The organism is Zwartia sp., from assembly GCF_049655405.1.
Lineage (GTDB): Bacteria > Pseudomonadota > Gammaproteobacteria > Burkholderiales > Burkholderiaceae_B > Zwartia.
The window spans coordinates 22,130-47,242 of record NZ_JBASJR010000009.1; the positions used below are offsets into that span (position 1 = coordinate 22,130).

Here is a 25,113-nt window from a genome sequence, read left to right on the forward strand (position 1 = left end):
GGCTTGGGCCAGATTTAGTTGTATTGATCCTCATGTTTATAAACCAAGATCACTATTGTGTCTTCACATCCTTCTCCTTTCAAAAGCAAAGGCGGTTTCAGCCGTGTGATAAACGCTGCGCGCTACTCCTTTCGGGGTTTGAGAGCCGCAGTGCGCGATGAAGCAGCTTTCAGACAAGAACTCCTTCTCGCGCTGATTTTGACCCCCATCGCGTTCTGGGTGGGTCAGACAGGCGCGCAGATTCTTGCTCTGATTGCCTCTCTCGTATTTGTGCTGGTGGTTGAACTACTCAACTCAGCAATCGAGGCAGTCGCTGACGCCATTTCTCTAGAGGAGAACCCATTCATTGGGCGCGCCAAAGACCTTGGAAGTGCTGCGGTACTCCTTAGTTTGCTCCTTGCTGCAGGACTTTGGGTCGTGGTCATACTCAATCACTGGCATCCCATGCTCTAATTCAGTCTACGCAAAAAAATATGTCAGCTAAACATGTCATTCATTAAAAAACTGGACGCCGCCTGGGCAAGCTCAAACTCACTCCTCATGGTGGGTCTCGATCCTGACCTCCCTCGCCTGCCTCAAGAGCTTTCTGGAAAACCCGATGCGATTTTTCAGTTTTGCAAACAAATCGTAGATGCCACAGCGCCCTATGTTTGTGGATTCAAACCCCAGATTGCTTATTTTGCAGCGGCACGTGCAGAAGGACAGCTCGAGGATTTATGCGCATACATGCGTGAAAAATATCCTCACTTACCCATCATGATGGACGCCAAACGTGGCGATATCGGTGCGACCGCGACTCAATACGCAAAAGAGGTCTTTGGTCGGTATGGTGCAGATGCTGTGACAGTCAGTCCATATCTTGGCGGCGACTCTGTGCAGCCCTATCTGGAGTGGGAAGACCGCGGCGTCATCGTGTTGTGCCGCACCTCAAATCCTGGCGGCTCAGATTTGCAGTTCCTGGAGACCGATGGCATTCCGCTTTATTTGCGGGTCGCTGACCTCGTGGCGAACAAATGGAATTCCACGGGTCAGTGCGGCCTGGTGGTCGGTGCCACATTTCCTAACGAATTGGCCTCCGTTCGCCGCGCGGTGGGTGACAGTGTTCCATTATTGGTACCAGGCATTGGCGCGCAAGGCGGAGACATCGCGGCAACCTGCGCAGCAGGTTGCAATGCCAACGGAACCGGCATGATGATCAACTCGTCACGGGCTATTTTGTACGCAACAGGACCCGGTCATTGGACTGAGGCGGCCGCAGCGGTTGCCAAGCAAACACGCGACGATATCAACGCACATCGCTAGGATGTGGCCTGAGCCCGAGACGATCTAGGGCAGCAAATTACAGGCAAACTGCAGGGAAAAGGCAACCGAGGCTTCTCGTACGGCATCGCGGTCCCCTTTGAAAATCTGTGAGGTCGCGTGCACAATCACACCAGAGGGTGCGCGCTGCGCAAAACCAAACCACACCAAACCAACCGGCTTATTCGCCGTGCCGCCCCCAGGACCAGCGATGCCTGTCGTGGTTAATGCCAGCGTGGCGCGTGGTGCCATCGCCAGCACACCTGCTGCCATTTGACGGGCAACCTCTTCACTGACTGCACCAAATTCATCCAGAGTTTCGCGTGCCACACCGAGTTGGGCATGTTTTGCCATATTGCTATACGTGACCCAACCTTGATCAAACCAGCCGCTTGAGCCCGGCACTGCCGTCACGGCTCCAGACAACAATCCGCCCGTACAGGACTCAGCGGTTGCCAGCCAGCCCTGACGCGCGAGCAGTAACTGACCTAATTGAGCGGCTCGTGCACGCGCATCATTTTGCATAATTTTCTCAATAGTTTGACGTTAGGAGAAATACATCGCAGGGCCAAAGCGCACAAGCAGCGCCATCACGATCAGCGTGTATACGGCAGCCAACAAATCATCGACCATCACTCCGATGCCCCCCTTGAAACGCGCATCGACTTGGCGGATGGGTGGTGGTTTGACTGTATCGAAAATCCTAAAGAGGACAAAGGCGATCGTCTGCGCGAGAAGTGATCCGGGCACCAGCCACAATACGAGCCAAAAGGCTACGAACTCATCCCAGACAATGCCAACATGATCTTGAACACCCATGGCCTGACTGACACGATGGGCCGCCCAGCAACCGTATATCAAACACACGAACAGAAAAAGTCCCATTGTCAGGTTGTTGACACCTGGGGAAACAAAGACCCAAAGAAACCACGCCAATAAGGTCCCCCACGTCCCGGAGCCAGGGCGAATCAAGCCTGAGCCAAACCCGAACATCAGGATTCGAGCTGGGTCGGAGAACACCCAACGCAGCGTTGGCCATGTGGTGCGATGCCGGGTCGAAACACCTGTCATATTATTTCCGGAAATGGTCGAAGCCTTGCGGCAGGGGTTGAATCAACTGACCGGCATCGTCATACACAAACAGCTCCGTACCGGCGGTGATTTGGCCAACTCGAGTCAAAGGCACACCCGCCTCAAGCCCAATGCGCTCAAAATGATCACGCTGATCAACGGCTGCAGTGAGACACAACTCATACACATCCCCGCCTGCTAACACGGCACGCCGCCGATCTGCCTGGGAGAGTTGCGCAAGTGCGGGGTGAACAGGCAACAAACTCTCATCCATACGTGCGCCAACGCCACTCGCTTGAAGAATATGGCCCAAGTCCTGCAACAAGCCATCAGAAATATCAATCGCCGCATGCGTGTGTGCTGCGAGGCGACGACCTAAAAATACGCGAGGGTTCGGCGTCTCAAGTGAGGCGCGTGTTTGCTCGAGCAGACTGCCTTCCAAACCGAATAACCCCTGGCTTGAATGGTCTTTTAAAGATCCAGCCAAAATTCGGTAAGCCACATCCGCTGCTCCGAGTTGGCCCGACACCCAAATATCATCGCCGACTTGAGCGGCGTCTCGTCGCATCGCCTGAGCAGGATCAACCTCTCCAAACACAGTGACGCTAATGGCAATACCTTGTTCACTGCGTGTGGTGTCTCCACCAATCAGGGCGCAGCCATGTTGATCCGCGAGCGCGTAAAACCCATCAGCGAACCGCTCAACCCACGCCTCGTCAAAACTTGGCAACGCTAAACCTAATAAGCACGCGATGGGTTTAGCGCCCATGGCAGCTAAATCAGACAGGTTCACGGCCAGGGACTTGTGCCCGAGCGTAAAGGCGTCAACATCTGGAAAAAAGTGGCGACCTTCAAGTAATAAATCCTTGCTGGTCGCCAACTCTAAACCGGGTGTGATTCGAAACAAGGCGCAATCGTCCCCCCCGCCCAGCATTCCGGCGGGCACCGGACGCTTGAAAAAGCGAGAGATCAGATCGAATTCGGACGCCACGTTTGCAGGTGCGCTTAGCGGCGGGCGGCTGCCCGAACCTCGGTCGACCGAGCCTCAGCGGCCAGCTTGTCGAGCACGCCGTTGACGAACTTAAAGCCATCAGTCCCGCCAAACGACTTGGCGAGCTCGACTGCTTCGTTGATCGCAACACGATAAGGCACATCAATTTGATGGACCAGCTCAAAGCTACCGATCAGCAAAATGCCATGCTCGATTGGTGAAAGTTCGGCAAGCGGGCGGTCCACAAAAGGTGCAAACTTTTCACGCAACTCAGGCGCCTCTCTCATCGCGCCATGCAGCAAGGTTTGAAACCACACGGCATCCGCTTGATCGAACTCGTCCTCGTCACGCAGATGCGCTTCGATTTCTCCTGCATCCTGAAGGCTTTCTGTGTCACGCACCAACCAGGCATATAAGCCTTGCAACGCCAGCTCGCGCGCGCGCCGACGCGCACTACGGGGTGGCATTGCCTGCGAGTTATCGTCTTGCTGGGGCTTGTTCAACATCACCATCCTCTTCGTCGTCTTCGTCTGCTTCGGGCTCAAGAGACGCCACCAGATTGGCCATTTCGACTGCACACTGCGCGCAATCGCGGCCTTTATCAGCCGCACGCGCTTCGGCTTGCTCATCCGTTTCGGTTGTCAGCACACCATTTGCAACAGGAATACCTGTTTCGAGTGCCACACGTGCAATGGCTGAGGCGCTTTCGTTACTGACGATCTCAAAGTGGTAGGTCTCACCACGGATGACAGCACCTAAAGCAATCAACGCATCAAATTCAAATGTTTCAGCCATGCGTGCCAAAGTGACGCCGAGCTCGAGGGCGCCAGGCACGGTCACTACCATGATGTCACGCTCGTCGACACCCAGGCTTTCAAGTTCTTGCAAGCAAGCGTCGAGTTCGATCAGACCGATGTCTTCGTTGAATCGGGCACGAACGATTCCGATATGCAGGCCCTCGCCATTCATGTCAGGGGTCAGGGTATATGGGCTCATGATGTGCTTCCTATGTGTTGCGGGTGGGAGGTTGGTGATCGTAACCGGTGACGTCGAGGCCAAAGCCAGGCATGATGCTTGGCATTTTTCTGGGTCGCGCCAGCAAACGCATCTGCCCGACGTTGAGGTCACGCAAAATTTGTGCCCCCATTCCGTAGGTGCGCAGATCCATCCGGCCGGATTCACGTTTAACGCGGACTGGCGCATCGCTTTGCGAGGCCGTCATTTGTTCAAAAAGGTGGCTTGAAGAGCCCTGACAATTGAGAAACACCATCACGCCGGCTTCGGTTTCGCGAATTGCCCGCAGTGCCTCGGCAACACCCCAGCTGTGTCCGGGACTTTGAACGTCGATCAAGTCAAGTATGGAGGTCGGCTCATGCACGCGCACAAGCGTCTCGCGGCCTGGATCGACTTGTCCATGCACCAGCGCCAAGTGAGGGTTACCCGCCACAGTATCGCGGTAAGCAATCATTTTAAATTCGCCCCAGGGGGTTTGCACCTGGCGCTCACTGACACGCTCAATCACCGACTCGTGTTCATTGCGGTATTGGATGAGATCGGCAATCGTACCGATTTTTAAATTGTGCGTCCGACCGTAATCAATCAGATCGGGGAGGCGCGCCATCGTGCCATCGGGCTTCAAAATCTCACAAATGACCGCGGCAGGGGTCAAACCCGCCATGGCGGTCAGATCGCAGCCGGCCTCGGTATGGCCCGCGCGCACCAGCACGCCACCCGCCACAGCCTGTAACGGAAAAATATGACCCGGCTGCACCAAGTCAGTGGCTTTGGCGTCGCGCGCCACAGCCACACGGACGGTTCGTGCGCGGTCTGCGACAGAAATACCTGTTTCTACACCCTCTGCGGCTTCGATCGAGACAGTAAAGTTGGTGCCATAGGGTGTCCCATTTCGATTGGACATCAAGGGCAGCTCAAGCTGACGGCAGCGCTCTTCGGTGAGTGTCAGACACACCAGGCCACGGCCATGCGTCACCATAAAATTGATGGCTTCGGGCGTGACAAACTCAGCGGCCATGACCAGATCGCCTTCGTTTTCGCGGTCTTCCTCGTCCACCAAAATCACCATGCGACCCATTTTGAGCTCAGAAATAATCTCAGAGACAGGAGAGATCGCGGCTGCAAGGTCGGTATCAAGCGATGGGGCGGAAGAAGGTTTGGCAGACATGGTGGCGTTATGCTGAGACACGTGTAAACACCTATTATAGAATCCTCGCATCAAAGCACACCTAGAATCCCTGCATTGACCCGCTCTGAGCGCGTTGAAGCTCTATTTTTAACTCTTGGCGCTTATATTTCTATGCAACCGCTCAAAGACCTTTCTGTCACCCAAGCCGCCAACATTCGCTTTGTTTTGAGCGATATTGACGACACGATTACGACAGAAGGACGCCTCACGAGTCGCGCCTACGCCGCACTTGAACAACTAACCGCTGCCGGTATCGTGGTGATTCCCATCACAGGTCGACCAGCGGGCTGGTGCGATCACATCGCCAGAATGTGGCCCGTTTTTGCAGTGGTCGGGGAAAATGGTGCTTTTTATATGCACTACGATCATCTTGCCAAGAAAATGATCTCGCATTACTTTGCACAGACAAGCCAAAGGCAAATTAACCGCCAAAAATTAAATGATCTCTCTGCACAAATCTTGCGCGAAGTTCCCGGTTGCGGGCTCGCAAGTGATCAAAACTACCGAGAAGCGGATTTAGCGATCGATTTTTGTGAAGATGTCACACCTTTAGACGAACCTAAGGTACAAAGGATTGTGAACTTGTTTCAACTCGCTGGTGCGCAAGCCAAAGTGAGTTCGATTCATGTGAATGGCTGGTTTGGTCAATATGACAAACTGTCCATGACCAAGACTCTGTTTGCACGAGAGTGCGGACTGGATCTACATGAGCAGCTTGATTCGGTGCTTTTTGTCGGGGACTCGCCCAATGACGAGCCCATGTTTGAGTTTTTTGACTTTTCGGTTGGTGTGGCCAATATCGAAAGCCAGCTTCATCGGTTAAAGCATCCGCCAAAGTTTGTGACACCTTCCAAAGGTGGCGAGGGTTTTGTCGAAGTGGCCCAATATTTGCTAAAAGCGAGAGGTTTGACATAACCCCTCGGACTGCAGTTTTAAGAGGGGTGACGATGTCAGAACAAGAGCTCAAGCTCAATGTGCCCGTTGAAGCACAATCACGCGTCGAGCAAGCCGTACAACGCGCCAAATACTCTCAGATTCAATTGCGTGCTCTGTATTTCGACACGCCAAGCCGGGCGTTAGTGCAGGCGCGTATTGCCCTCAGGCTCCGCCTAGAGGGCAATCAATGGGTACAAACACTCAAAATGCCCGGCGAACACAGCTTGTCTCGTGTTGAAATCAATCAAGATCGACCTGAAGCCACGCTGGATTTGAGTGTGTATACAGGCACACCTGCTGGCGAAATTTTGTCTAACCTGTCGGAGCCTCTGCAGGTGTGTTACGAGACAAATGTGCTGCGGCAACTGCGTGATATACGCACGCCTTCTGGGGTCGTTGAACTTGCCTTTGATCGCGGCTTGTTGCGCGCAGGAAAACTTGAACTCCCCATTTCAGAGGTGGAATTTGAACTCAAACGCGGCCATCTCGAAGCGGTCTTTGAGGTAGGTCGGACATGGCAACAGAGATTCGGTCTCATCCTCGACTTTCGGAGTAAAGCGGAGCGCGGCGACCGATTGGCACAATTGGCACAAGCCCTTGATGCAGTTGAAGACATGGAAACGCACGATGACGCCTCGCGCCAACAGCAGGCTGCGTTACGGGCGCAACGGGTGGCAGATTTTTGGAAACCGCGAGGCGCTGAGATTGTCTCCTTAGTGAGTGCGGTCAAGCTTCGTGATTCCGCTCAAGTGCTGGCCGTGGTGACCGCAGAGTGTTTGGAACAGATCGTACGCAATACTGCGGTGTTGTGTGAAGTCGACACGGCGGGGATTTGCCAGGCCGCCACTCCTGAGCACATCCACCAATTGCGCGTTGGGATTCGAAGACTCCGCTCTGCCTGGTCATTTTTTGATGGCCTGACGCAGCTTCCCTCGCTTGAGCTCCGAGAGCAAATCAAAGAGTATTTTTCGCATCTGGGTGGAACGCGGGATGAGGATGTGCTAAAGGGATCTGTCCTACCCGCGATCGCTGCAGCCGGACTGCCACCCTTAGTGCTGCCTGTTTCACCCCACCAGAGCTCAGGCACTCAGCTCGTGGCGAGCGCGGGCTTTCAGCGCTGGCTTCTAGACATGCTGGCGCTGTGTACGATTCCGGCTGAGCCTTTGATGGTTAAACCGGTTGCGCCAGTGTCAGTATCTGCACGCGGTGATGCTGATCATGACGAGGTTTTTATCTTTCCTCATGCGCCACCGCTCCCGCAAAAGCCACCACTTAAGCCTCTATTAATTAAAAAACTCAAAAAGTGGCACCGCAGGATTGTGCAAAATGGTGTGGCCTTTCGCAACCTGAACATTGAACAGCAACATGCGTTACGCAAACAATGTAAAAAATTGCGCTACGCACTTCAGTTCTGCGAATACCTTTTGCCCGCAGCAAACCTGCAGCCTTACAGAAAGCAGCTCGCCGTTGTGCAAGATATTTTGGGTGAGATGAACGATCTGTACGTTGCGCTGCCGCTTTTTGAATCACTCAAGATGGATCAGCCTCAAGCATGGTTCGCTTGCGGCTGGATTCAGGCGCGTCAAGCTACTCTCACCGATGCGGCCTCCAAGGCCTTTCGTCGACTCGCCAAGGCCAAGCTACCCTGGGACTAAGCCCAGAGTGTGTCTTTAGCCGACAACAGCCGCCGCAAACTCCGCTGCGACGAAAGGTTGCAGGTCCTCGATTTTTTCACCAACACCAATCCAGTAAACCGGCACAGGACGCACGCCCTGACTCCCCGCAGCCACCGCAGCCAACGTGCCGCCTTTGGCTGTGCCATCAAGCTTGGTGACAATGAGCCCGGTGAGTCCGACCGCAGCATCAAAGGCGCGAATTTGCGCCAAGACGTTTTGTCCTGAGTTGCCGTCCACGACCAGTAACACTTCATGCGGTGCAGTCGGGTCGGCCTTGGCAATCACACGCCGGATTTTCTTGAGCTCATCCATCAAATGAAGCTGTGTCGGCAAGCGACCGGCGGTGTCCACCATCACAACATCCATGCCACGCGCACGACCCGCATGCACGGCATCAAAAGCTACCGCAGCAGGATCCGCGCCTTCTTGGGCAATCACGTCTACCTTGTTGCGTACGCCCCACTCGATCAACTGTTGGCGTGCCGCGGCTCGAAAGGTATCCCCGGCTGCCAGGAGAACGCGCGCGCCCTCATGCTGAAGCGCAAACGCCAACTTTCCGATTGAAGTTGTTTTTCCTGCGCCATTCACACCAGTGATCATCACGACCAATGGTTTGACACGACCGACATCAAAGGGTTTTTCTAAGACTTTTAAATGCTCGGTCAACACTTCGCGTAACGCCTGACGCACCGCTTCTGCGTCTTCGATCCGATCGCGCTTGACGCGTAAACGTAAGGCTGTGAGCAGCTGCTCCGTGGCCTCAACACCTGCGTCAGCCATGATCAATGCCGTTTCGAGCTCTTCGAAAAGCGCCTCATCCACGCGCACGCCGACAAACAAACTGCCGATGCTTTGACCTGTTTTCGCCAGTCCGCCCTTGAGCCTCGCCAGCCAAGAGGCCTTTTTTTCCTGATTTTGCTCTGGAATGACGGGCTCGACTGGTTCGATCGGTTCGACTAGTGCAATCTGTTCAATCGGTTGAATGACTTCGACTGGCTCGATCGGCACAGCTGGCAAGAGTGATTCGGGCGTCGCGATGCCAGAGCCGCCTAACGCCGCGGCGAAAGAACTTCTCCTGAACGGTGTTTGTGGTGACAGCGCTGGCGTAGCCTCAGCCGCAGTCTCAGGTACGATCACCTTTTCTGCAATTTGATCCGGGCTATGCTCCACCTCTTGAGAGGCGAGCGTGGGCGACTGATCTTCGACTGAAGACTCAGGTGTGATTGGTTTTTTCTTGAAGAAGCGAAACATAGTGAAGAAGTATATTCGCATCGTGGCCGGACAGTTTCGTCGAACCCCTATTGAGGTGATCGATGCGGAAGGTTTGCGTCCCACCCCCGACCGGGTACGTGAAACTTTGTTCAACTGGCTAAATTATTTTTGGGGCGGCGAGTTTTCCGATAAACGCGTGCTGGATTTGTTTGCCGGCAGTGGTGCATTGGGCTTTGAGGCTGCATCCAGAGGCGTTGCGCACGTCCAGATGGTGGAACAACATCCTCGCGCTGTCGCCGCACTCCGCGCGCTACGGGACAAGCTAGGTGCGACAGCCGTCAGGATTCACGCAGGTGACGCCGCGCATGTCCTAGGTCGGCTCGAGGCCGCTCGCTTTGACTTGATTTTCATTGACCCCCCATTTGGCAAAAACTGGCTAGAATCGCTCTGGCCTCTCTTGCCAGATTTGTTGGAATCCAACGGTCTTGTTTATATTGAGGCCGAAAAACCGGTTGTTGTACCGGACGCGTACAGGTTATTGCGCCAAGATCGCGCAGGGGCCGTACACTATCATCTCTTCCAAATTGTTGCGCTGCAAAAATGATCACTGCTATCTATCCCGGAACATTCGACCCTATGACACGCGGCCATGAGGATTTGGTGCGCCGAGCCGCCGGCCTGTTTGACCAGGTTGTGATTGGCGTGGCGCATAGCCGCAAAAAAAGTCCTTTTTTCTCTGTCGACGAGCGTGTAGAAATCGCCCGCGAGGTCTTGAGTCACTATCCAAACGTCAAGGTCGCGAGCTTTGCGGGTTTGCTCAAGGACTTTGTGCGTGAACAAGAAGGCCGCGTGATTGTGCGAGGTCTGCGTGCAGTGTCCGACTTTGAGTACGAGTTTCAAATGGCAGGAATGAACCGCCATCTCTTACCTGAGGTCGAAACACTATTCATGACGCCATCAGATCAATACCAGTTCATTTCTGGCACGATTGTGCGAGAGATTGCCGAGCTCGGTGGCGATGTCAGCAAGTTTGTTTTCCCGTCGGTTGAGCGCTGGTTACAAGCCAAAGCCAAAGAAAGACGCGAACAAAGCGCTGCTGCAACCAAGACCTAAGTCTCACACGACTACTTGGATACCGACTCACTATGGCCCTGCTGATTACTGAAGAATGCATTAATTGCGACGTGTGCGAACCACAATGTCCCAATGATGCAATCTCCATGGGCGAGTCGATTTACATCATCAATCCTGATGCGTGTACGGAATGCGTGGGGCATCACGATGAACCTCAATGCAAAGTTGTCTGTCCCGTCGACTGTATTGAGTTGCATCCTGAATGGAAGGAAGGACAAGACGCGTTGATGGTCAAGTACCACAAGCTCACAAGCGCTAAAGCTGCCAAAGTCTAGGCCTTCTTTAGCGCTTTTAATTCTTTAAACTGCAGGCCACTGCACCGGGGAAGCCTCTGGATGCAGCTTGACTAAGCGGCAAGGCTGTCCTGTGACGTTGGCCAACCAAGTGGCCGTCACATCCCCTTCGTCTACCACCACGACAGACTGCTGGCCGACTTGCACAGTACGCTTGACGCTATCATCGTCCTCGATCACATCGAGTGGAATATCAATCCGTAACATCCCGGGCGCACGCAAGACTAGCGAGCCCAACTTGATGTCTGTCACAACAGTGGAGAGCGCCGCACACTTGTCGGCACTCAACCAATGCCCGTTCGCATCGACGATAAACCAGCGCTGATGGTAGTCAGCCGCTTGGCGACGGTCGAGGCCGGCACAACCCATCACGGGAAAAAAAACTGGGTTCGATGCAGCAGCAGAAGTCATATTTCTAGTGATCCGTTCAAAGGGTTAAACCTGTTTACACTTTAGTCTATCTCAACAAGGAGTCACAACAATGAAAATTGACCGACTTGATCATCTCGTATTGACTGTCGCAAGTCTTGAAAAAACCTGTGATTTTTATTCCAAAGTTTTAGGTTTTGAGATCATCACCTTTTTAGGGGATCGCAAAGCGCTTGGCTTTGGTCAACAGAAAATCAATCTGCATCAAATCGACAACACCTACGATCCCAAGGCTTTACGTCCGACCGCAGGCTCAGGAGACTTGTGCTTTATCGCCTCGACGCCCGTCTCTGTGATCTTGCAAGAACTTGCGGCAGCAGGCGTGCCCGTTGAAATCGGACCTGTTGAGCGCACAGGGGCCAAAGGAAAAATACTATCTGTGTATCTCCGAGACCCCGATCAGAACCTCATTGAAATTTCAAATTACCTCGAATAAAGACTCCCGTATGAACGAGCTGCTTGTTCGTTGCCTCAGGCCATACCGAAGCCGCCTACGGGTTTACCCCATTCAACTCTTTCTTGACAGGCACTCGGGCTAATCGTCATAGTGCGTTATAAAGAAAAAAAGTAGTCGTAGTGTCATAAAACATAAAAATGATTCAAAAATCTGGAGACAACATGAGCACAAAGTACACCCAAAGTTCAGCCGGCGCATCACGTCGTAAATTGCTAAAAGGCGCAGCCGCGACTGCTGGCATTGCAGCACTCGGTTTGCCCGCGATTTCACTGGCACAGAACAAACCCATCCGCATTGGGATGCCGACGATTCTGTCTGGTCGTGTCGCGATGCTTGGTATCGCCTCGCGCAATGCCGTCGCGATGGAAGTCGAAAAATTTAATGCCGCTGGTGGCTTGAACGGTCGCATGATCGAAATGGTGGTACGTGACTCCAAGGGCCAGCCACAAGAGGCCGCTCGTGTCGCACGCGAACTGGTCACAGGCGATGGTTGCGAAATTTTGTGGGACGCAGAAGCCTCCTCTGGCGCTTTTGCTGTGCACGAGGTCGCGAAAGACCTCGGCGTGTTGGTCGTGCACACGTGCTCAGAAACCTCCTCACTCACTGCGGATCCAAAGCTGCGTGTCCCGACAGCATTCCGCTGCGCGCGCCAGGGAATTCATGACGCAATTGCAGGCGGCTCGTATGGCGCCGAAATCGCTAAAAAACTCAAACTCACACGTTGGATGAGTATTTCACCAGACTACGCATATGGTCGCGACACCACAGCTGAGTATTTTGAATACCTCAAGCATTTCAACAACAATATCGAAATCGTCGGTCAAGTCTGGCCAAAACTGTTTCAGGCCGACTACAGCGAAAACATCACGCGCATGTTGCAAGGTAAACCACAAGCGGTTTACTCATGCTTGTGGGGTGGTGACATGACCTCGTTTATCGACCAGTCAAACATTTATGCTTTGTTTAAAGACAAGCAATTCTTCTCGCCTAACTTGGCCGAGTATGCCGTGCTCACAGCCGTCAAAAACGTACCTCCGAACATGCACTCAGGTAATCGCTACCTGCGTAGCTTCCCCGACACAGCCGCCAACGCTGCGTGGTCTGATGCCTACCGGGCCAAATTCAAAGAGTTGGCACTGAACTGGTCCTGGCAAAACGCAGCAGGTATCGGATTTTTGACCGCTGCGATGAAAAAAGCGAACAGTGCTGACGGCAAGAAAATTGCTGAAGCGATGCGTGGTCTGAAAATCGACTCACCCTTTGGTGCGGATGGCACACTCACGATGCGTCCAGAAGACAACACCGTCGTCAACTACGCAATCGGCTACGGCTCCTTGACGAACAAAGAGCCGTTCATGACCAATCAAGTCAACGGCAAGTGGGATCAGATCTACGCGCTGGAAGCCGAATGGAAAAAGCGTAAAGGCTGGGCATAAGCCGTCGCCTAAACGTTTGAGGGCACTGCGTCTGACCCATGCCTGGGTAAGACGCAGTCGCCTACACCCCGCTTCGCCTGCACCTCTCGGAGATATCCTTGGATCCCACCGCCCTGTATGAGTGCCTGACTTCTTTGTCATGCATCGTGACCCAAACCAGCACCGGACTGATTGTGGGCTCACTCCTCTTTCTCGTGGCCGCTGGCCTGACCCTGATCTTTGGGGTGCTTAAGGTCATCAATTTCGCGCATGGTTCGCTTTACATGCTCGGCGCCTATATCGCGCTATCCGCCTATCGCATCACCGACAGTTATATTTTGGCCGCAGTGATCGCGGGCGCGGGGGTCGGACTCTTTAGCATATTCTTTGAGCGCTTTTTTATGCGCAAGGTTTACAACGCTGACGTGTTGCTGCAACTGCTAGTTTGTTATGCGTTTATTTTGATTCTTGATGATGCGGTCAAAATCATCTGGGGACATGAGTTCCAGTCGATGGGCATGCCCGCGGCCTTCCAGGCGCCGCCAGTCTTTATCGCAGGCGGAATCGTCCCGGTGTTTTATCTTTTCATGATTGGTGCGGCCGCACTTATTGGTCTGGTGATGTGGTACGTCATGACACGTACGCGTATCGGTAAGGTGGTCCGCGCGGCGGCACACAACCCGACCATGACCTCTGTGCTTGGTTTAAACACCACGTGGATTTACGCAGGCGTGTTTGCGTTTGGCGGAGCACTCGCAGGCCTCGCGGGGGCGCTCGCGGCACCCGTACGCTCAATGTCGCCCGGCATGGGCTTTTCGATTCTGATTGAGTCTTTCATCGTGACCGTGATTGGTGGCATGGGCTCGGTGAGTGGCGCGTTGGTCGGTGCGCTCTTGATTGGTCTGGTGCGTTCGTTTGGCTCGATTGGCTTTCCACTTTTTGTCGAAGGCATTATGTTCCTTGCAATGGCGCTCATTCTGGTGCTCAAGCCTAGTGGCTTGCTCGGCAAGGAGCCACGCTGATGAACTCCAAGCTCACTTTCAACAAAGAACTCCTGCTCGCGCTCGCGGGTTTAGCGATTTTGATCGCGATTCCCCTCTTCTCTCCCGGGCGTGTGGCACTTGATTTTGTGATTCGGTTGGCGGCCTTCGGACTCTTTGCAACCTCCCTCAATATTCTGGTGGGTTATGGGGGCATGGTGTCTTTTGGGCATGCCATGTTCTTTGGCGGCGGCGCGTATGCCTTTGGTCTGCTGATGCAAAAAGGGGGCGCATCGATACCGGTCGCACTGTTAGGCGCGATTGTATTTTGCGCATTACTCGGTCTGGTCATTGGTGCGATTTGCGTACGACTCAAGGAAATTTACTTTTCCTTTTTGACGCTCGCCTTCCAAATGCTGATTCACAGCATCATCATTACGTGGACGTCTTTGACAGGCGGCGACCAAGGCTTGATGGGTGGCATCCCGCGCGTATGGGGCAGCATTAATCTGGCCGACACTCAGACGCTCTATTGGTTCTCCTGCATCATTGGGGTCCTGTGCCTATTTATCATGCGCTACATCTTGCAATCGCCCTTTGGCTATACGCTCAGGATGGTGCGCGACAACGCGGATCGCGCCAAGTTTCTCGGCATTGATGTCTGGCGTGTTCGTCTGTATGCCTTCATTTTGGCAAGCTGCTTCGCCGGCATTGGCGGCGTCATCATGGCATTGTTTGTGTCAGGCGCCTATCCGGAGTTCAGCTACTGGACCATGTCAGGCGAAGCGGTGTTCATGATCATGATGGGTGGTCTGCATACCTTTATCGGCCCACTGGTCGGTGCGGGTCTGCTGTTGGTGTTTAACGACATCATCACGCGTACGACCGAGTATCACGGTCTCGCACTCGGCGTCATCGTATTGCTGTTTGCGCTGGGCTTTAAGCGTGGCATCACAGATTTTGTGGTGCAAATTTTTCAGTACATTTTCAAACGAGGTGCACGTTCATGAGCAAGCCAAACATCACAGTGGTGACCGGTGGTTCAAGTGGTATTGGTGCGGCTTGTGTGCGTCATCTTGCCAAACGCGGCGACCACGTAGTCTCGCTTGATTTACCCGGAACATGGGACGAGGGCAAAATGCGCGACATGGGCGTGACCGCCTATGCCTGCAACGTCACAGACGACGAGGGCATGAAAGAGACCGCCGCCATGATCGAGGCCAAGCACGGCCCCGTGACGGCGCTGGTGAACTGCGCCGGTATTTTGCAGAATCGTCTATCACCCGATCTGCTCACCATGACTGAATGGGATCGCGTGGTGGACATCGATCAACGCGGCACTTATCTGGCGTGCGCGATCTATGGTTCGCGCATGGTCGAATTGGGCGGCGGCTCCATCATTAACATCGCCTCGATCACGTCCTTACGCTCCTCGCCTTTGCACGCCTATGGTCCGGCAAAAGCAGCCGTCGCTGCGATGACTGCCTGTCTGGCTGCCGAGTGGGGCCGCTCCGGCGTGCGCGTCAATGCCATCTCACCCGGTTACGTTCTTACCGAGGCCTTGCAGGCTGCAATTGATCGCAACGATCGAAATCCCGAGGACCTCACATCCCAAGCGGCAATGGGTCGGATGGTGACACCCGATGAGATTGCAGACTCAGTCGGCTTTTTATTGTCCCCTGCTGCCAAAGCCATTACGGGTATCAACCTGCCCGTCGATGCCGGTTGGCTGGCGGGCTCGACTTGGCAAACTTATGGCGGCGTTCCAAAACCCCGTCACAAACATCCGGACGGAGCGCGCTGATGCTCAAGATTGAACATCTCCACAAATCCTTTGGTGGCGTCGTAGCGACCTCAGATGTTTCGATTCATTTCAAAACAGAGTCTCTGAGTGCGGTGATTGGACCAAACGGTGCGGGTAAAACTACATTTTTCAATTTGATTTCAGGTGCCTTAGCCCCTGACTCAGGACGCATCATTCTGGATGGTGAGGACATCACTGGACAGCCCAGCAGCGAGATTGTGCGCAAAGGAATTGGTCGCGCCTTTCAGGTCGCCAAGCTTTTCAAAACCTTGACTGTCGAAGAGTCTCTGCGTGGCGCGTTGATGTCTCCGCTGGGAAAGTCCGCGCAAATGGTTGGTCGTTTTCCTCTGCAACAAACACGTGACCGCGCCTACGAAGTGATGGAGCAGCTTGGTTTGCATACCAAGGCCAATGTTGTCAGTGGCAATTTATCTCACGGTGATCAAAAGCTCTTGGATATGGCGCTGGCGCTTGTTCTGCGTCCCAAAGTCTTGCTGCTCGATGAGCCCGTCGCAGGCATGGGTCCAGAGGAGCGCGAACAAATGATTGAAACGGTATATGGCCTCTGGAAAAAAGGCGGCCTGACTGTTGTGTTGATCGAGCACGACATGGAAATTGTTTTCCGTATTTCTCAACACATCCATGTGCTGTCCTACGGCAAGGTTCTCGCCGAAGGCAATGCGGAACAAATTCGCAATAATCCGGCCGTCATTGAGGCCTATCTGGGCACCCCTCGGGAGGCACACGCATGAGTCAGCAGGTCTTGAATGTCGAGCAAGTCAATGTGTTTTACGGCACAAGTCAGGCACTCTTTAACCTGTCTTTTGATGTGCATAAAGGTGAAACGCTGGCGTTGCTCGGTCGCAATGGTGCAGGCAAAAGCACGACGATGAAATCCGTGGCGGGTGTGATCGCCGCCAAGAGCGGGCAGATTACCCTGCATAACAAAACCATCACGGGTCGCCCTGCACACTTAATCGCGCGCGCAGGGATTGGCTATGTCCCTGAAGATCGACAAATTTTCCCAGACCTCACCGTCGAAGAAAATCTAGATATCGCGATCAAACGCGGCGCCAATGGCGAAGATGACTGGAGCATTGAGCGCGTATACGAGATGCTGCCTTTGCTCAAGCCGTTGCGTGAGCGACTGGGTGGACAGCTATCAGGCGGCGAACAGCAAATGCTAACTGTTGGCCGCGCCTTGATGGGCAATCCGGACGTATTGTTGCTCGACGAGCCCAGCGAAGGTCTCGCGCCAATCATGGTGCAAAAAATTGGCGATCTGATTCAATCTCTGCGAGAGATGGGAAAAACCATCGTGCTGGCGGAGCAAAATCTGCATTTCTGTCTGGGGCTTGCCGACCGCGCTGTCGTGATCGACAAAGGAACGGATGTGTTTGTTGGCACGATTACTGAGCTCAACGACAACGCAGATATCAAGCAACGTTATTTGTCTGTCTGACGTCTGCGTCTTCAATATTTGCCAAGGCTCATTCAAGCTTAACCGTCGGAGAGGTCATGCATATTTCACGTGAAAACGCTTTACAAGCTTTTGACCTCTCCAATACACACATGCTCATCACCGGCGCGGCGGGCGGCATTGGCGCAGCGACCGCCAGACTCTGCAACCAGCTCGGAGCCCGTCTGGTATTGACCGACATCGAGAAAAATATACCTGCTCTTGAGCAGCTTGCTCACTCCCTCACAGGACAAGTCACCGTCGAAGGCTGCGATGTCAGTCAACGCGAACAAGTCGAAGCGCTCGTCGCGCGACACGCCCCCTTTAGCGCGCTGGCAGACACCGCGGGCATCTGTCCCTACGATGATGACTGGCTATCACCGAGCTGGAATGATGTCGAGTTTATGCGAGTCATGCAGGTCAATGTCTTAGGACCGATCAATCTCGTGCGCGCCATCCTGCCGGGAATGATGGAACGCAAACACGGTCGCATCGCGCTGTGTGGGTCGATTGCAGGCTGGACGGGGGGCCTGCGTGCCGGTCCACACTATTCTGCGTCGAAGGGCGGCGTCCATGCGCTAGTCCGTTGGTTTGCACAGAGAGCCGCACCGCATCACGTGACGGTCAATGCCGTCGCGCCAGGCCCGATCGAAACTGGCATGACCGCTGGCCACGGCTACGATGCAAACGCCTATCCAATGAAGCGCATGGGACAACCCGAAGAAATCGCGGGCATACTCACCTATCTGTGCTCGCCCGCAGCGGGTTTTGTCTCGGGTGCCATCATGGATGTCAATGGCGGCACCCTGATGCGGTAGTGCGCTTTACTCTCCAAACCCTCTGGAGACAATCACCTCAACGAGGTTAGGGCCACCGCTTGCCATCGCCGTTTTAAGAACCTCAGCAAGCTGAGTCGGATCGGTCACGACCTGTGATGGCATGCCCATACTTTTCGCCACACCCGCAAAATCAATCGCTGGGTTATCCATATCCATCGCGACGAAATCATCCGTGCCACGCATCGCGAGCAGACGCTCTTTGATGATGCGGTAGCTACGATTGTTGATGATGACGTAGGTGATGTTGAGCTTCAGATGTGCGGCGGTCCAGAGCGACTGAATGCTATACATCGCACTGCCATCGCCAATGGTCGCCACCACGGGCCGAGTCGGCTGCGCAAGCGCCACCCCCACCGCACCCGCCATTCCAAAGCCCAAGCCACCACTAGCCAAACCGTAATAGGCCTGAGGGTTATCCATTGGCAACATCGCCGAAATCGCAGGCGCAGCCGTCAAAGTTTCGTCGACCACGATGACGTCCTTGGGCAAAGCATCCACAATCTGGCTGACGAGATAGCGTTGATCAATCGGCGTCGTCGTGGCACTCGCCTCCACCTCAGCGCGTGTTTTCGCACGATTGGCCGACCAGTTACGGGTCGCAAGGTCAGCCAGTCGCGCTTGCGCCTGTTTGGCTTGCTCAGCAGTACGCATCCGACGCAGCACAGGCAACAAGGCTAGCAACGTTTCCTTGATATCCGCACGCACGGCGGTGGCAGTGGAGTAATTTTTACCAAGCTCCCACTCACGCTCAGTGATGTGCATCACGGGCATTTCAGGCGGCAAAGGCTCGACCGTACTCATCGGCGACATACGCAAGAGGTCCGCGCCCAGGCACAGCAGAAAATCGTATTGCTCCAGCGTCTGACGAACCTTCTTTTGGTTACGTGTCAGGTCACCCATACAGGTGGGATGCGAGGAGGGATAGCGCGCGTTATAAGGCACGGACTCCTGATACACCGCAGCGCCGAGCAACTCGGCTAATTCACACGCCTCGGCAAACATATCGGCATTGGCGATTTCACGTCCCGCCACCATAACGGGCTTTTTCGCGGCCAACAGTTTTTGCGCGATCTCCTCGAGTGCGCGATCACTTGGTCGCATGCCAGCATCTACTAGTGTGGGGAAGCCAAACTCGATCTCTGCTTCTTCATCGAGCACGGAGCCTGGCAAGCTAATAAACACGGGACCCATCGGTGGGGTGCGCGCGATTTTCGCGGCACGTCGGATCACGCGTGGCAAGTCCTCAATGCGTGTGACCTCAAAAGCCCATTTGACCAAGGGTGCAGCAATCGGCACCAACGGCTCATACAACAACGGCTCTTGCAGCCCATACCCGACCTCGTACTGGCCCGCTGTAATCAACAAGGGAGAACCAGAAAACTTGGCGTTATAAATCGCGCCCATCGCATGACCTAAGCCAGGCGCACAATGCAGATTACAAGCGACCAGTTGATTGGATGCACGCGCAAAACCATCCGCCATGCCCACGACGATCGACTCTTGTAGACCCAGCACATAAGTCAGTTCGGGAAACTGAGGCACTGCCTCCATGATCGCCAGCTCAGTGGTCCCCGGGTTACCAAACAAGTGGGTGACACCCTCATCGAGCAAGAGCTTGATAAACGCCTGGCGGCCGGTCATTTTTTGAATCGTCATTTTTGTCTCCCCGTGATGCATATGCATCTATTTGTATTTATTAACAGGCGATTACAGACCCGCTAATTTTTGTAACTGCACAGCATCCAAACCGAGTTTTTTCGCGGTCTCCAGCATTTCGTTCCAAGTGGTCTCGTCAACCGGCACGCCTTGCGCCAAGCGCTGCGCGCGTGTTTCACGCTCAGGCTCGCCAGCAATGCGGACGTGATCTCCACCTGGCTGCGGCGGCGAAGCCTTGACCCAATCAATAAATGCCTTCATCTCGTGTTCAAAAATAGAACCATCAGCGAGCTTAGCCGGATCAAAAATAATCGAGAGCATACCGTTGATAATGCGGCGCTTACCATCTGGTGGGGACTGCGTCGTCATACCGCCCGCCAACGCGCCTCCTAAGATTTCGCAAATCAGCGCCAGACCAAAGCCTTTGTGCTCACCAAAGGTACAGAGCGCACCGAGAGGTGCCTTGACCGCGAAAACTGGCTCGGTGGTGGGACGCCCTTCGTTATCGATCAGGTAGCCCTCTGGTAACTGCTCGCCTTTGTTGAGCGCAACACGGGCCTTACCCTGCGCAATCACGCTGGTCGCAAAGTCTAGCAAGATGGGATCCTGACCAGGCACAGGAATACCAACAGTAAAAGGGTTGGTCCCAAACCGCGCATCACCGCCACCAAAGGGTGCCACGATCGGGCGGGAAATCACATTCACAAAATGAATCGAAATCAAGCCCTGCTCAACGGTCATCTCGGCCCACGCGCCAATGCGGCACAAATGGTGCGAGTTACCGAGCGCCAAAATGCAGCTGCCGTGCTCTTTGGCGCGCGCAATACCCAACTCCATGGCCTGATGACCAATCGCCTGACCAAAGCCACATTCGCCGTCCAAACCGATCATGGAACCGTTGTCCATCCGTGTCTGAATTTTGGCATTCGGCTTGAGGCTACCTTCCAGATACGCCTCGGCATAGCGCGGCAAAATCCCCACGCCATGCGAATCGTGACCAGTCAGGTTGGCTTGTATCAAATTTTCCGTGACGAGTTCGATTTCTCGATCATCACTGCCGAAACCTTTCACCAGATACCGCACTGCAGCGCGCAAGCGGTCGACGGGGATGAGATGCATCTGAGCCATTCAAGGATTTCCTTTGGTGTGTCTATAAACGCTTAAACGTTAAACAAGAAATTCAGCACATCCCCATCCTTGACGATGTACTCCTTGCCTTCGGCGCGCATCTTGCCCGCTTCTTTTGCGCCCTGTTCGCCCTTGCAAGCGATGAAATCCTCATACGCGATCGTTTGCGCGCGGATGAAACCTCGCTCAAAGTCCGTATGAATCACGCCCGCAGCCTGTGGGCCCGTTGCGCCAATCGGCACAGTCCAGGCGCGGACTTCTTTGACGCCAGCGGTGAAATACGTCTGCAGACCGAGCAATTTGAACGCACCGCGGATCAGACGATCGAGACCCGGCTCTTGCATACCCATGTCGGCCAAAAAGACCGCTTTGTCTTCGTCGGAGAGCTCGGCGATTTCAGACTCGATCGCAGCGCAAATCGCCACGACCGGCGCATTGCGCGCGGCGGCATATTCGTTCAAGCGTTCCAATAAGGGATTGTTGGTAAAGCCTTGATCGCTCACGTTGCCGACATACATGGCAGGCTTGGCCGTGATGAAGCAAAGCGGAGCGATCAATGCGAAGTCTTCGGGCGAAAGATCCAGCGCGCGAATCGGCTTGGTCTCGTTGAGCTGGGCGATCACTTGCTCGAGAATGCCCACGACCTTTTGGGCTTCTTTGTCGCCCGAACGCGCGGTCTTTTGAAAACGATGGATGGCTTTTTCAGCCGTCTGCATGTCCGCGAGCGCCAGCTCGGTTTCGATGACCTCAATGTCGGCAATCGGATCGACTCGTCCAGCGACGTGGATCACATTGTCATCTTCGAAACAACGCACAACGTTGATGATGGCATTGGTTTCACGGATGTGAGAGAGAAACTGGTTGCCCAAGCCTTCGCCCTGGCTCGCGCCTGCGACCAAACCCGCGATATCTACAAACTCGACGGTGGCGTGCAGGATACGCTCAGGCTTGACGATGGCGGCAAGCGCATCAAGGCGAGGGTCCGGCACTTCGACCACGCCGACGTTGGGCTCAATCGTACAAAAGGGGTAGTTTTCGGCAGCGATACCTGCCTTGGTGAGGGCATTGAAAAGGGTTGATTTACCGACGTTGGGCAAACCAACGATGCCGCATTGCAGAGCCATGAGAATCCCGAAGTTCTTAATAAGTGAAAGTGCTGTATAGAATGTGAGTTTAACCGCTACTTTCCGTCCCAGATCATGACTCTCGCAGAGCTTCTCGCCCGCCCTTTCGGAACCCTCCCTGAAATGATCCGTTTTGCCGCTTCGCAGAGGCCGGAGCACCCTGCACTGTTCCTCAACGCGCATGCGCTTTCCTACGCGCAGCTCGATATGCTGATCTCGAGGGTTGCCGCATCATTACAGCGTGATGGTTTTAAACCTGGCGACAGGGTGGCGGCGTGTGCGGGGACGTCTTTTGAATATGTGGCACTTTTTCTGGGTGCGTTGCGGGCTGGTGCGGTCATGACCCCACTGCCGCCTTCGGCCACGCGTCAAAATCTGACCGGAATGCTGGCTAATTCAGGTGCCACGCTTCTCTTTCAAGATCGCGCCTGCGCGTTGAGCTGGCCGACCGATGCGCTGGTCGAGCAAGGCTTACGTCGGATATGGATTGACGAACAGGGAGGACCAGACAGCTGGGGCGCCTGGCTGTCGAGCGAGACGCAGCCTCGCCCCGTCGACACACAGCCCAATTGGGCCTTTAATCTCATTTACTCGTCCGGCACCACAGGCACCCCAAAAGGCATCGTACAACCCTGTTCGATGCGCTGGTCACATGTCCAGCGGGCGGCCACTAACGGCTATGGTCCCGACTCTGTGACGCTCGCCTCAACACCTCTCTACTCCAACACCACGCTGGTCGCGCTTTTACCGACTCTCGCGCTTGGTGGCACAGGTGTGCTGATGGGCAAGTTCGATGCGCGCCGATACCTTGAGCTAGCCGAACAACATCGGGTCACGCACACGATGCTGGTGCCCGTGCAATATCAACGTATCTTGGACGATCCTGCATTTGATCAGTTTGATCTCTCCGCGTTTCAAGCAAAGTTTTCCACCAGTGCGCCCTTTGGCGCCGCCCTCAAAGCCGAGGTGCTTAAACGTTGGCCTGGTCTTTTAACGGAAATCTACGGAATGACCGAGGGCGGGGGACGTTGCGAACTTGAAGCACACAACTATCCACACAAACTCCACACGATCGGCCGTCCTGCCAGCGGCCATGACATCCGCCTGATCAATGAGGCGGGCCAAGAGGTCCCACAGGGTCAAACCGGTGAAATTGTTGGAAGCTCCTCCGCAATGATGGAGGGCTATTACGGCATGCCTGAAAAAACCCGCGAGGTAGAGTGGTTTGATCCATCCGGTAAACGCTTTATCCGAACAGGCGACATCGCACGTTACGACGAGGACGGTTTTCTGATCCTCGCAGACCGCAAAAAAGACATGGTCATCTCGGGTGGTTTCAATATTTATCCAAGCGACCTAGAGTCTGAGCTCGCTCAGCACCCTGAAGTGCATGATTCTGCCGTAGTTGGCGTACCGTCCCGACAATGGGGCGAGACCCCCGTCGCGTACGTCGTGCTCAAACCAACGGCCACAATTTCGAGCGAAACGCTTCTCGAATGGGTGAATGCCCGTCTGGGTAAAACACAGCGCTTAGCCGACCTCATCCTCACCGATAACCTCCCTAGAAGCGAAATCGGCAAAATACTCAAAAGGGAGTTACGTGAGCGGTATGAATCCCCGCTTAAATAGCGTCACCGGCTGCTTGCAGCGCTAACCATGCCACGCATAAGGGACCTGCGTTAAAAAGTGCATGCACGAGTATCGCCGCACCGATGCCTCGTTGCACACGAATCCAGCACAGGGCAAGTCCGGTGACCCATTGGGGCAGCACCAATACCGCCATCATCCACCAAGGTAAGTCCACAAACTCATAGTTGTGAATATGTAGTGCCGCAAAGGCCAATACAGAGCCATGCAACACGGCTGGGAACGCCCAACGATATGTTCTGAGCCACTTCCAAGCATTTCCCGTTGGCATACTCGCGTGTCGCATTGACCAGATCAGCATGAGCATCACCAATACAACCAAGCTGCTCGCCCACCAAGCAAAACCATTCAAAAATACATAGACGAGTACGGGCACGACCAAGAGCGCCAACAGCGGCCTGCGCAAGCCAAACCGAAACAGCAGCTCTTCGATAATCGGTGCCCATATAAGCGCCTGGAACCAAGGTAAATTGTGAACACTGATGCGGTGTGTCGCGCCACTCATCTCAAAGACAGTCAGCACAATGGGACCAAGCGCCACAATATTAATCAGCCACAGCGCCCCCGCCCACGCGAGGAGTCGCGACAGTTTGCACTTGGGCCACCAGTCCGCGATCCAACTATTCACTGGAGTCGTATGCTGAATCTCACGCTTGAGACTGGGCCGCCGGACAAAGCGTAAAAACTGTCGGAACTCTTCCCGAAAGCGTGGCTCTGTCATGCTGGATTGTCGCGATGAAGTTGCTCTGTCGCCCGAACAAAGTCACCCTTGAGAAACAAAGGCATGACCGCACGGCAACGGGTCAGGCACTCATCAATCGCCACCTGGTCTTCTCGTCTGGGTGGGTGAAGGACAAAGTCTGCAACTTCCTGAGCAAGATTCAAACTACGCGGGTGTCCAATCCCCAGGCGCAAGCGCCAAAAGTTGGGGCTGCTCAGCGCTGCTTGTATGTCTCTTAGGCCATTGTGGCCGGCGTGACCGCCACCCTGCTTGACCTTAACCTGACCTGGCATCAGATCAAGCTCATCGTGGAGCACCAACACCTCCTCCGGGACGAGTTTGTAAAACCGCGCCAAAGCACCCACACACTGACCTGAGCGATTCATGTAAGTGAGCGGTTTTGCCAAAAATATTTGCTCACCATTCACGCGCGCTTTGGCCACTGAGCCAAAGAACGACTTTTCAACCGTGAAATCACAGCGCAAATCTTCTGCAAGTGCCTCGACTAACCAAAAGCCTGCATTGTGGCGCGTTCGAGCGTAATCAGGGCCTGGGTTGCCAAGTCCGACGATGAGTTTGATGGGTTGAGTCATAGCAGCATTAGATGTCAAAAGCCCCATCCGCGCAAAACGGACAGGG

Annotated in this window: 29 protein-coding genes; 16 read left to right on the top strand and 13 right to left on the bottom strand. The window is 54.4% G+C overall.

The window, feature by feature from the left end; translation table 11 throughout:
- Positions 1 to 57 precede the first annotated feature (57 nt).
- Positions 58 to 453 carry a diacylglycerol kinase gene (locus WBJ47_RS05890; protein ID WP_422243088.1) on the top strand — a complete coding sequence of 132 codons (396 nt, stop codon included), beginning with the start codon at positions 58 to 60 and terminating at the stop codon, positions 451 to 453.
- Between the two features lie 33 nt (positions 454 to 486).
- Positions 487 to 1,302: an orotidine-5'-phosphate decarboxylase gene (pyrF, locus tag WBJ47_RS05895; protein WP_422243089.1), complete on the top strand. Its 816-nt coding sequence runs from the start codon at positions 487 to 489 to the stop codon at positions 1,300 to 1,302.
- Positions 1,303 to 1,326: 24 nt separating this feature from the next.
- Here pyrF and WBJ47_RS05900 read toward each other — a convergent pair whose 3' ends face one another.
- The 6 genes from WBJ47_RS05900 to ribBA are packed head-to-tail and all read right to left on the bottom strand — an operon-like array spanning position 1,327 to position 5,543.
- Complete coding sequence (locus tag WBJ47_RS05900; protein ID WP_422243090.1) at positions 1,327 to 1,824, bottom strand: CinA family protein; 498 nt, start codon at positions 1,822 to 1,824, stop codon at positions 1,327 to 1,329.
- A gap of 21 nt (positions 1,825 to 1,845) precedes the next feature.
- Entirely contained in the window at positions 1,846 to 2,370 is a 525-nt protein-coding gene (locus WBJ47_RS05905) for a phosphatidylglycerophosphatase A (RefSeq protein ID WP_422243091.1), read from the bottom strand.
- A 1-nt stretch (position 2,371) separates the two neighbouring features.
- Complete coding sequence (gene thiL, locus WBJ47_RS05910) at positions 2,372 to 3,361, bottom strand: thiamine-phosphate kinase (RefSeq protein ID WP_422243092.1); 990 nt, start codon at positions 3,359 to 3,361, stop codon at positions 2,372 to 2,374.
- Positions 3,362 to 3,375: 14 nt separating this feature from the next.
- A complete protein-coding gene (gene nusB / locus WBJ47_RS05915) occupies positions 3,376 to 3,867 on the bottom strand; it encodes a transcription antitermination factor NusB (protein ID WP_422243093.1) in 492 nt (163 codons plus the stop codon).
- Entirely contained in the window at positions 3,839 to 4,357 is a 519-nt protein-coding gene (gene ribH / locus WBJ47_RS05920; protein WP_422243094.1) for a 6,7-dimethyl-8-ribityllumazine synthase, read from the bottom strand. Before ribH ends, nusB begins: the two co-directional genes overlap by 29 nt.
- A 10-nt stretch (positions 4,358 to 4,367) precedes the next feature.
- Entirely contained in the window at positions 4,368 to 5,543 is a 1,176-nt protein-coding gene (ribBA, locus tag WBJ47_RS05925; protein WP_422243102.1) for a bifunctional 3,4-dihydroxy-2-butanone-4-phosphate synthase/GTP cyclohydrolase II, read from the bottom strand.
- Between the two features lie 132 nt (positions 5,544 to 5,675).
- Between ribBA and WBJ47_RS05930 the strand changes: the two genes are divergently transcribed.
- Positions 5,676 to 6,479, top strand: coding sequence for an HAD-IIB family hydrolase (locus WBJ47_RS05930; protein WP_422243095.1), 804 nt, complete (start codon positions 5,676 to 5,678; stop codon positions 6,477 to 6,479).
- Between the two features lie 32 nt (positions 6,480 to 6,511).
- A complete protein-coding gene (locus tag WBJ47_RS05935) occupies positions 6,512 to 8,155 on the top strand; it encodes a CYTH and CHAD domain-containing protein (RefSeq protein ID WP_424585373.1) in 1,644 nt (547 codons plus the stop codon).
- A gap of 15 nt (positions 8,156 to 8,170) precedes the next feature.
- Here WBJ47_RS05935 and ftsY read toward each other — a convergent pair whose 3' ends face one another.
- Complete coding sequence (ftsY, locus tag WBJ47_RS05940) at positions 8,171 to 9,427, bottom strand: signal recognition particle-docking protein FtsY (RefSeq protein ID WP_422245753.1); 1,257 nt, start codon at positions 9,425 to 9,427, stop codon at positions 8,171 to 8,173.
- Between ftsY and rsmD the strand changes: the two genes are divergently transcribed.
- Genes rsmD through WBJ47_RS05955 form a run of 3 tightly spaced genes read left to right on the top strand, consistent with a single transcriptional unit; the run spans position 9,426 to position 10,797 of the window.
- Complete coding sequence (rsmD, locus tag WBJ47_RS05945) at positions 9,426 to 9,992, top strand: 16S rRNA (guanine(966)-N(2))-methyltransferase RsmD (RefSeq protein ID WP_422245831.1); 567 nt, start codon at positions 9,426 to 9,428, stop codon at positions 9,990 to 9,992. The genes ftsY and rsmD overlap by 2 nt on opposite strands.
- Positions 9,989 to 10,501 (top strand): pantetheine-phosphate adenylyltransferase, encoded by a 513-nt coding sequence (gene coaD, locus WBJ47_RS05950; RefSeq protein WP_422245754.1) that lies wholly within the window; start codon positions 9,989 to 9,991, stop codon positions 10,499 to 10,501. The genes rsmD and coaD overlap by 4 nt, the downstream gene beginning before the upstream one ends.
- 32 nt (positions 10,502 to 10,533) lie before the next feature.
- Positions 10,534 to 10,797, top strand: a complete 264-nt coding sequence (locus WBJ47_RS05955) for a YfhL family 4Fe-4S dicluster ferredoxin (RefSeq protein ID WP_422245755.1) — start codon at positions 10,534 to 10,536, stop codon at positions 10,795 to 10,797.
- Positions 10,798 to 10,821: 24 nt separating this feature from the next.
- Here WBJ47_RS05955 and WBJ47_RS05960 read toward each other — a convergent pair whose 3' ends face one another.
- Entirely contained in the window at positions 10,822 to 11,226 is a 405-nt protein-coding gene (locus WBJ47_RS05960; RefSeq protein WP_422245757.1) for an MOSC N-terminal beta barrel domain-containing protein, read from the bottom strand.
- Between the two features lie 70 nt (positions 11,227 to 11,296).
- Between WBJ47_RS05960 and WBJ47_RS05965 the strand changes: the two genes are divergently transcribed.
- From WBJ47_RS05965 to WBJ47_RS06000, 8 genes are all read left to right on the top strand, one after another.
- Positions 11,297 to 11,680 carry a VOC family protein gene (locus WBJ47_RS05965; RefSeq protein WP_422245759.1) on the top strand — a complete coding sequence of 128 codons (384 nt, stop codon included), beginning with the start codon at positions 11,297 to 11,299 and terminating at the stop codon, positions 11,678 to 11,680.
- Between the two features lie 182 nt (positions 11,681 to 11,862).
- Complete coding sequence (locus WBJ47_RS05970) at positions 11,863 to 13,137, top strand: ABC transporter substrate-binding protein (RefSeq protein WP_422245760.1); 1,275 nt, start codon at positions 11,863 to 11,865, stop codon at positions 13,135 to 13,137.
- A gap of 98 nt (positions 13,138 to 13,235) precedes the next feature.
- Positions 13,236 to 14,138, top strand: coding sequence for a branched-chain amino acid ABC transporter permease (locus WBJ47_RS05975; protein ID WP_422245762.1), 903 nt, complete (start codon positions 13,236 to 13,238; stop codon positions 14,136 to 14,138).
- Positions 14,138 to 15,106: a branched-chain amino acid ABC transporter permease gene (locus WBJ47_RS05980; protein ID WP_422245764.1), complete on the top strand. Its 969-nt coding sequence runs from the start codon at positions 14,138 to 14,140 to the stop codon at positions 15,104 to 15,106. Before WBJ47_RS05975 ends, WBJ47_RS05980 begins: the two co-directional genes overlap by 1 nt.
- Positions 15,103 to 15,900, top strand: a complete 798-nt coding sequence (locus tag WBJ47_RS05985; protein ID WP_422245765.1) for an SDR family NAD(P)-dependent oxidoreductase — start codon at positions 15,103 to 15,105, stop codon at positions 15,898 to 15,900. Before WBJ47_RS05980 ends, WBJ47_RS05985 begins: the two co-directional genes overlap by 4 nt.
- Complete coding sequence (locus tag WBJ47_RS05990; RefSeq protein ID WP_422245767.1) at positions 15,900 to 16,652, top strand: ABC transporter ATP-binding protein; 753 nt, start codon at positions 15,900 to 15,902, stop codon at positions 16,650 to 16,652. The genes WBJ47_RS05985 and WBJ47_RS05990 overlap by 1 nt, the downstream gene beginning before the upstream one ends.
- Positions 16,649 to 17,362 carry an ABC transporter ATP-binding protein gene (locus tag WBJ47_RS05995; protein ID WP_422245768.1) on the top strand — a complete coding sequence of 238 codons (714 nt, stop codon included), beginning with the start codon at positions 16,649 to 16,651 and terminating at the stop codon, positions 17,360 to 17,362. The genes WBJ47_RS05990 and WBJ47_RS05995 overlap by 4 nt, the downstream gene beginning before the upstream one ends.
- Before the next feature lie 56 nt (positions 17,363 to 17,418).
- A complete protein-coding gene (locus WBJ47_RS06000) occupies positions 17,419 to 18,177 on the top strand; it encodes an SDR family NAD(P)-dependent oxidoreductase (protein ID WP_422245770.1) in 759 nt (252 codons plus the stop codon).
- Positions 18,178 to 18,183: 6 nt separating this feature from the next.
- On the opposite strand, the gene WBJ47_RS06005 is transcribed toward WBJ47_RS06000, so the two are convergent.
- From WBJ47_RS06005 to ychF, 3 genes are read right to left on the bottom strand one after another with little or no spacing between them, the layout of a single operon-like run.
- Positions 18,184 to 19,854, bottom strand: a complete 1,671-nt coding sequence (locus tag WBJ47_RS06005) for a thiamine pyrophosphate-binding protein (RefSeq protein ID WP_422245772.1) — start codon at positions 19,852 to 19,854, stop codon at positions 18,184 to 18,186.
- A 51-nt stretch (positions 19,855 to 19,905) separates the two neighbouring features.
- Entirely contained in the window at positions 19,906 to 20,982 is a 1,077-nt protein-coding gene (locus WBJ47_RS06010; protein WP_422245773.1) for a malate/lactate/ureidoglycolate dehydrogenase, read from the bottom strand.
- A 32-nt stretch (positions 20,983 to 21,014) separates the two neighbouring features.
- Positions 21,015 to 22,106 (bottom strand): redox-regulated ATPase YchF, encoded by a 1,092-nt coding sequence (gene ychF, locus WBJ47_RS06015; protein WP_422245775.1) that lies wholly within the window; start codon positions 22,104 to 22,106, stop codon positions 21,015 to 21,017.
- A gap of 123 nt (positions 22,107 to 22,229) precedes the next feature.
- Here ychF and WBJ47_RS06020 point away from each other — a divergent pair, with 123 nt between their 5' ends.
- Positions 22,230 to 23,735: a class I adenylate-forming enzyme family protein gene (locus tag WBJ47_RS06020; protein ID WP_424585374.1), complete on the top strand. Its 1,506-nt coding sequence runs from the start codon at positions 22,230 to 22,232 to the stop codon at positions 23,733 to 23,735.
- On the opposite strand, the gene WBJ47_RS06025 is transcribed toward WBJ47_RS06020, so the two are convergent.
- Positions 23,728 to 24,474 (bottom strand): CPBP family intramembrane glutamate endopeptidase, encoded by a 747-nt coding sequence (locus WBJ47_RS06025; protein WP_422245777.1) that lies wholly within the window; start codon positions 24,472 to 24,474, stop codon positions 23,728 to 23,730. The two genes, WBJ47_RS06020 and WBJ47_RS06025, sit on opposite strands and share 8 nt — an antisense overlap.
- Entirely contained in the window at positions 24,471 to 25,067 is a 597-nt protein-coding gene (gene pth, locus WBJ47_RS06030) for an aminoacyl-tRNA hydrolase (RefSeq protein ID WP_422245779.1), read from the bottom strand. Before pth ends, WBJ47_RS06025 begins: the two co-directional genes overlap by 4 nt.
- Between the last annotated feature and the right edge of the window lie 46 nt (positions 25,068 to 25,113).

Bases quoted from the DNA above. Each gene is read 5' to 3' on its own strand.
- pyrF (WP_422243089.1), top strand. From the start codon at position 487: ATGTCATTCATTAAAAAACTGGACGCCGCCTGGGCAAGCTCAAACTCA.
- WBJ47_RS05900 (WP_422243090.1), bottom strand. From the start codon at position 1,824: ATGCAAAATGATGCGCGTGCACGAGCCGCTCAATTAGGTCAGTTACTG.
- WBJ47_RS05905 (WP_422243091.1), bottom strand. From the start codon at position 2,370: ATGACAGGTGTTTCGACCCGGCATCGCACCACATGGCCAACGCTGCGT.
- nusB (WP_422243093.1), bottom strand. From the start codon at position 3,867: ATGTTGAACAAGCCCCAGCAAGACGATAACTCGCAGGCAATGCCACCC.
- ribH (WP_422243094.1), bottom strand. From the start codon at position 4,357: ATGAGCCCATATACCCTGACCCCTGACATGAATGGCGAGGGCCTGCAT.
- ribBA (WP_422243102.1), bottom strand. From the start codon at position 5,543: ATGTCTGCCAAACCTTCTTCCGCCCCATCGCTTGATACCGACCTTGCA.
- WBJ47_RS05930 (WP_422243095.1), top strand. From the start codon at position 5,676: ATGCAACCGCTCAAAGACCTTTCTGTCACCCAAGCCGCCAACATTCGC.
- WBJ47_RS05935 (WP_424585373.1), top strand. From the start codon at position 6,512: ATGTCAGAACAAGAGCTCAAGCTCAATGTGCCCGTTGAAGCACAATCA.
- ftsY (WP_422245753.1), bottom strand. From the start codon at position 9,427: ATGTTTCGCTTCTTCAAGAAAAAACCAATCACACCTGAGTCTTCAGTC.
- coaD (WP_422245754.1), top strand. From the start codon at position 9,989: ATGATCACTGCTATCTATCCCGGAACATTCGACCCTATGACACGCGGC.
- WBJ47_RS05955 (WP_422245755.1), top strand. From the start codon at position 10,534: ATGGCCCTGCTGATTACTGAAGAATGCATTAATTGCGACGTGTGCGAA.
- WBJ47_RS05960 (WP_422245757.1), bottom strand. From the start codon at position 11,226: ATGACTTCTGCTGCTGCATCGAACCCAGTTTTTTTTCCCGTGATGGGT.
- WBJ47_RS05965 (WP_422245759.1), top strand. From the start codon at position 11,297: ATGAAAATTGACCGACTTGATCATCTCGTATTGACTGTCGCAAGTCTT.
- WBJ47_RS05970 (WP_422245760.1), top strand. From the start codon at position 11,863: ATGAGCACAAAGTACACCCAAAGTTCAGCCGGCGCATCACGTCGTAAA.
- WBJ47_RS05980 (WP_422245764.1), top strand. From the start codon at position 14,138: ATGAACTCCAAGCTCACTTTCAACAAAGAACTCCTGCTCGCGCTCGCG.
- WBJ47_RS05985 (WP_422245765.1), top strand. From the start codon at position 15,103: ATGAGCAAGCCAAACATCACAGTGGTGACCGGTGGTTCAAGTGGTATT.
- WBJ47_RS05990 (WP_422245767.1), top strand. From the start codon at position 15,900: ATGCTCAAGATTGAACATCTCCACAAATCCTTTGGTGGCGTCGTAGCG.
- WBJ47_RS05995 (WP_422245768.1), top strand. From the start codon at position 16,649: ATGAGTCAGCAGGTCTTGAATGTCGAGCAAGTCAATGTGTTTTACGGC.
- WBJ47_RS06000 (WP_422245770.1), top strand. From the start codon at position 17,419: ATGCATATTTCACGTGAAAACGCTTTACAAGCTTTTGACCTCTCCAAT.
- WBJ47_RS06005 (WP_422245772.1), bottom strand. From the start codon at position 19,854: ATGACGATTCAAAAAATGACCGGCCGCCAGGCGTTTATCAAGCTCTTG.
- WBJ47_RS06010 (WP_422245773.1), bottom strand. From the start codon at position 20,982: ATGGCTCAGATGCATCTCATCCCCGTCGACCGCTTGCGCGCTGCAGTG.
- ychF (WP_422245775.1), bottom strand. From the start codon at position 22,106: ATGGCTCTGCAATGCGGCATCGTTGGTTTGCCCAACGTCGGTAAATCA.
- WBJ47_RS06020 (WP_424585374.1), top strand. From the start codon at position 22,230: ATGATCCGTTTTGCCGCTTCGCAGAGGCCGGAGCACCCTGCACTGTTC.
- WBJ47_RS06025 (WP_422245777.1), bottom strand. From the start codon at position 24,474: ATGACAGAGCCACGCTTTCGGGAAGAGTTCCGACAGTTTTTACGCTTT.
- pth (WP_422245779.1), bottom strand. From the start codon at position 25,067: ATGACTCAACCCATCAAACTCATCGTCGGACTTGGCAACCCAGGCCCT.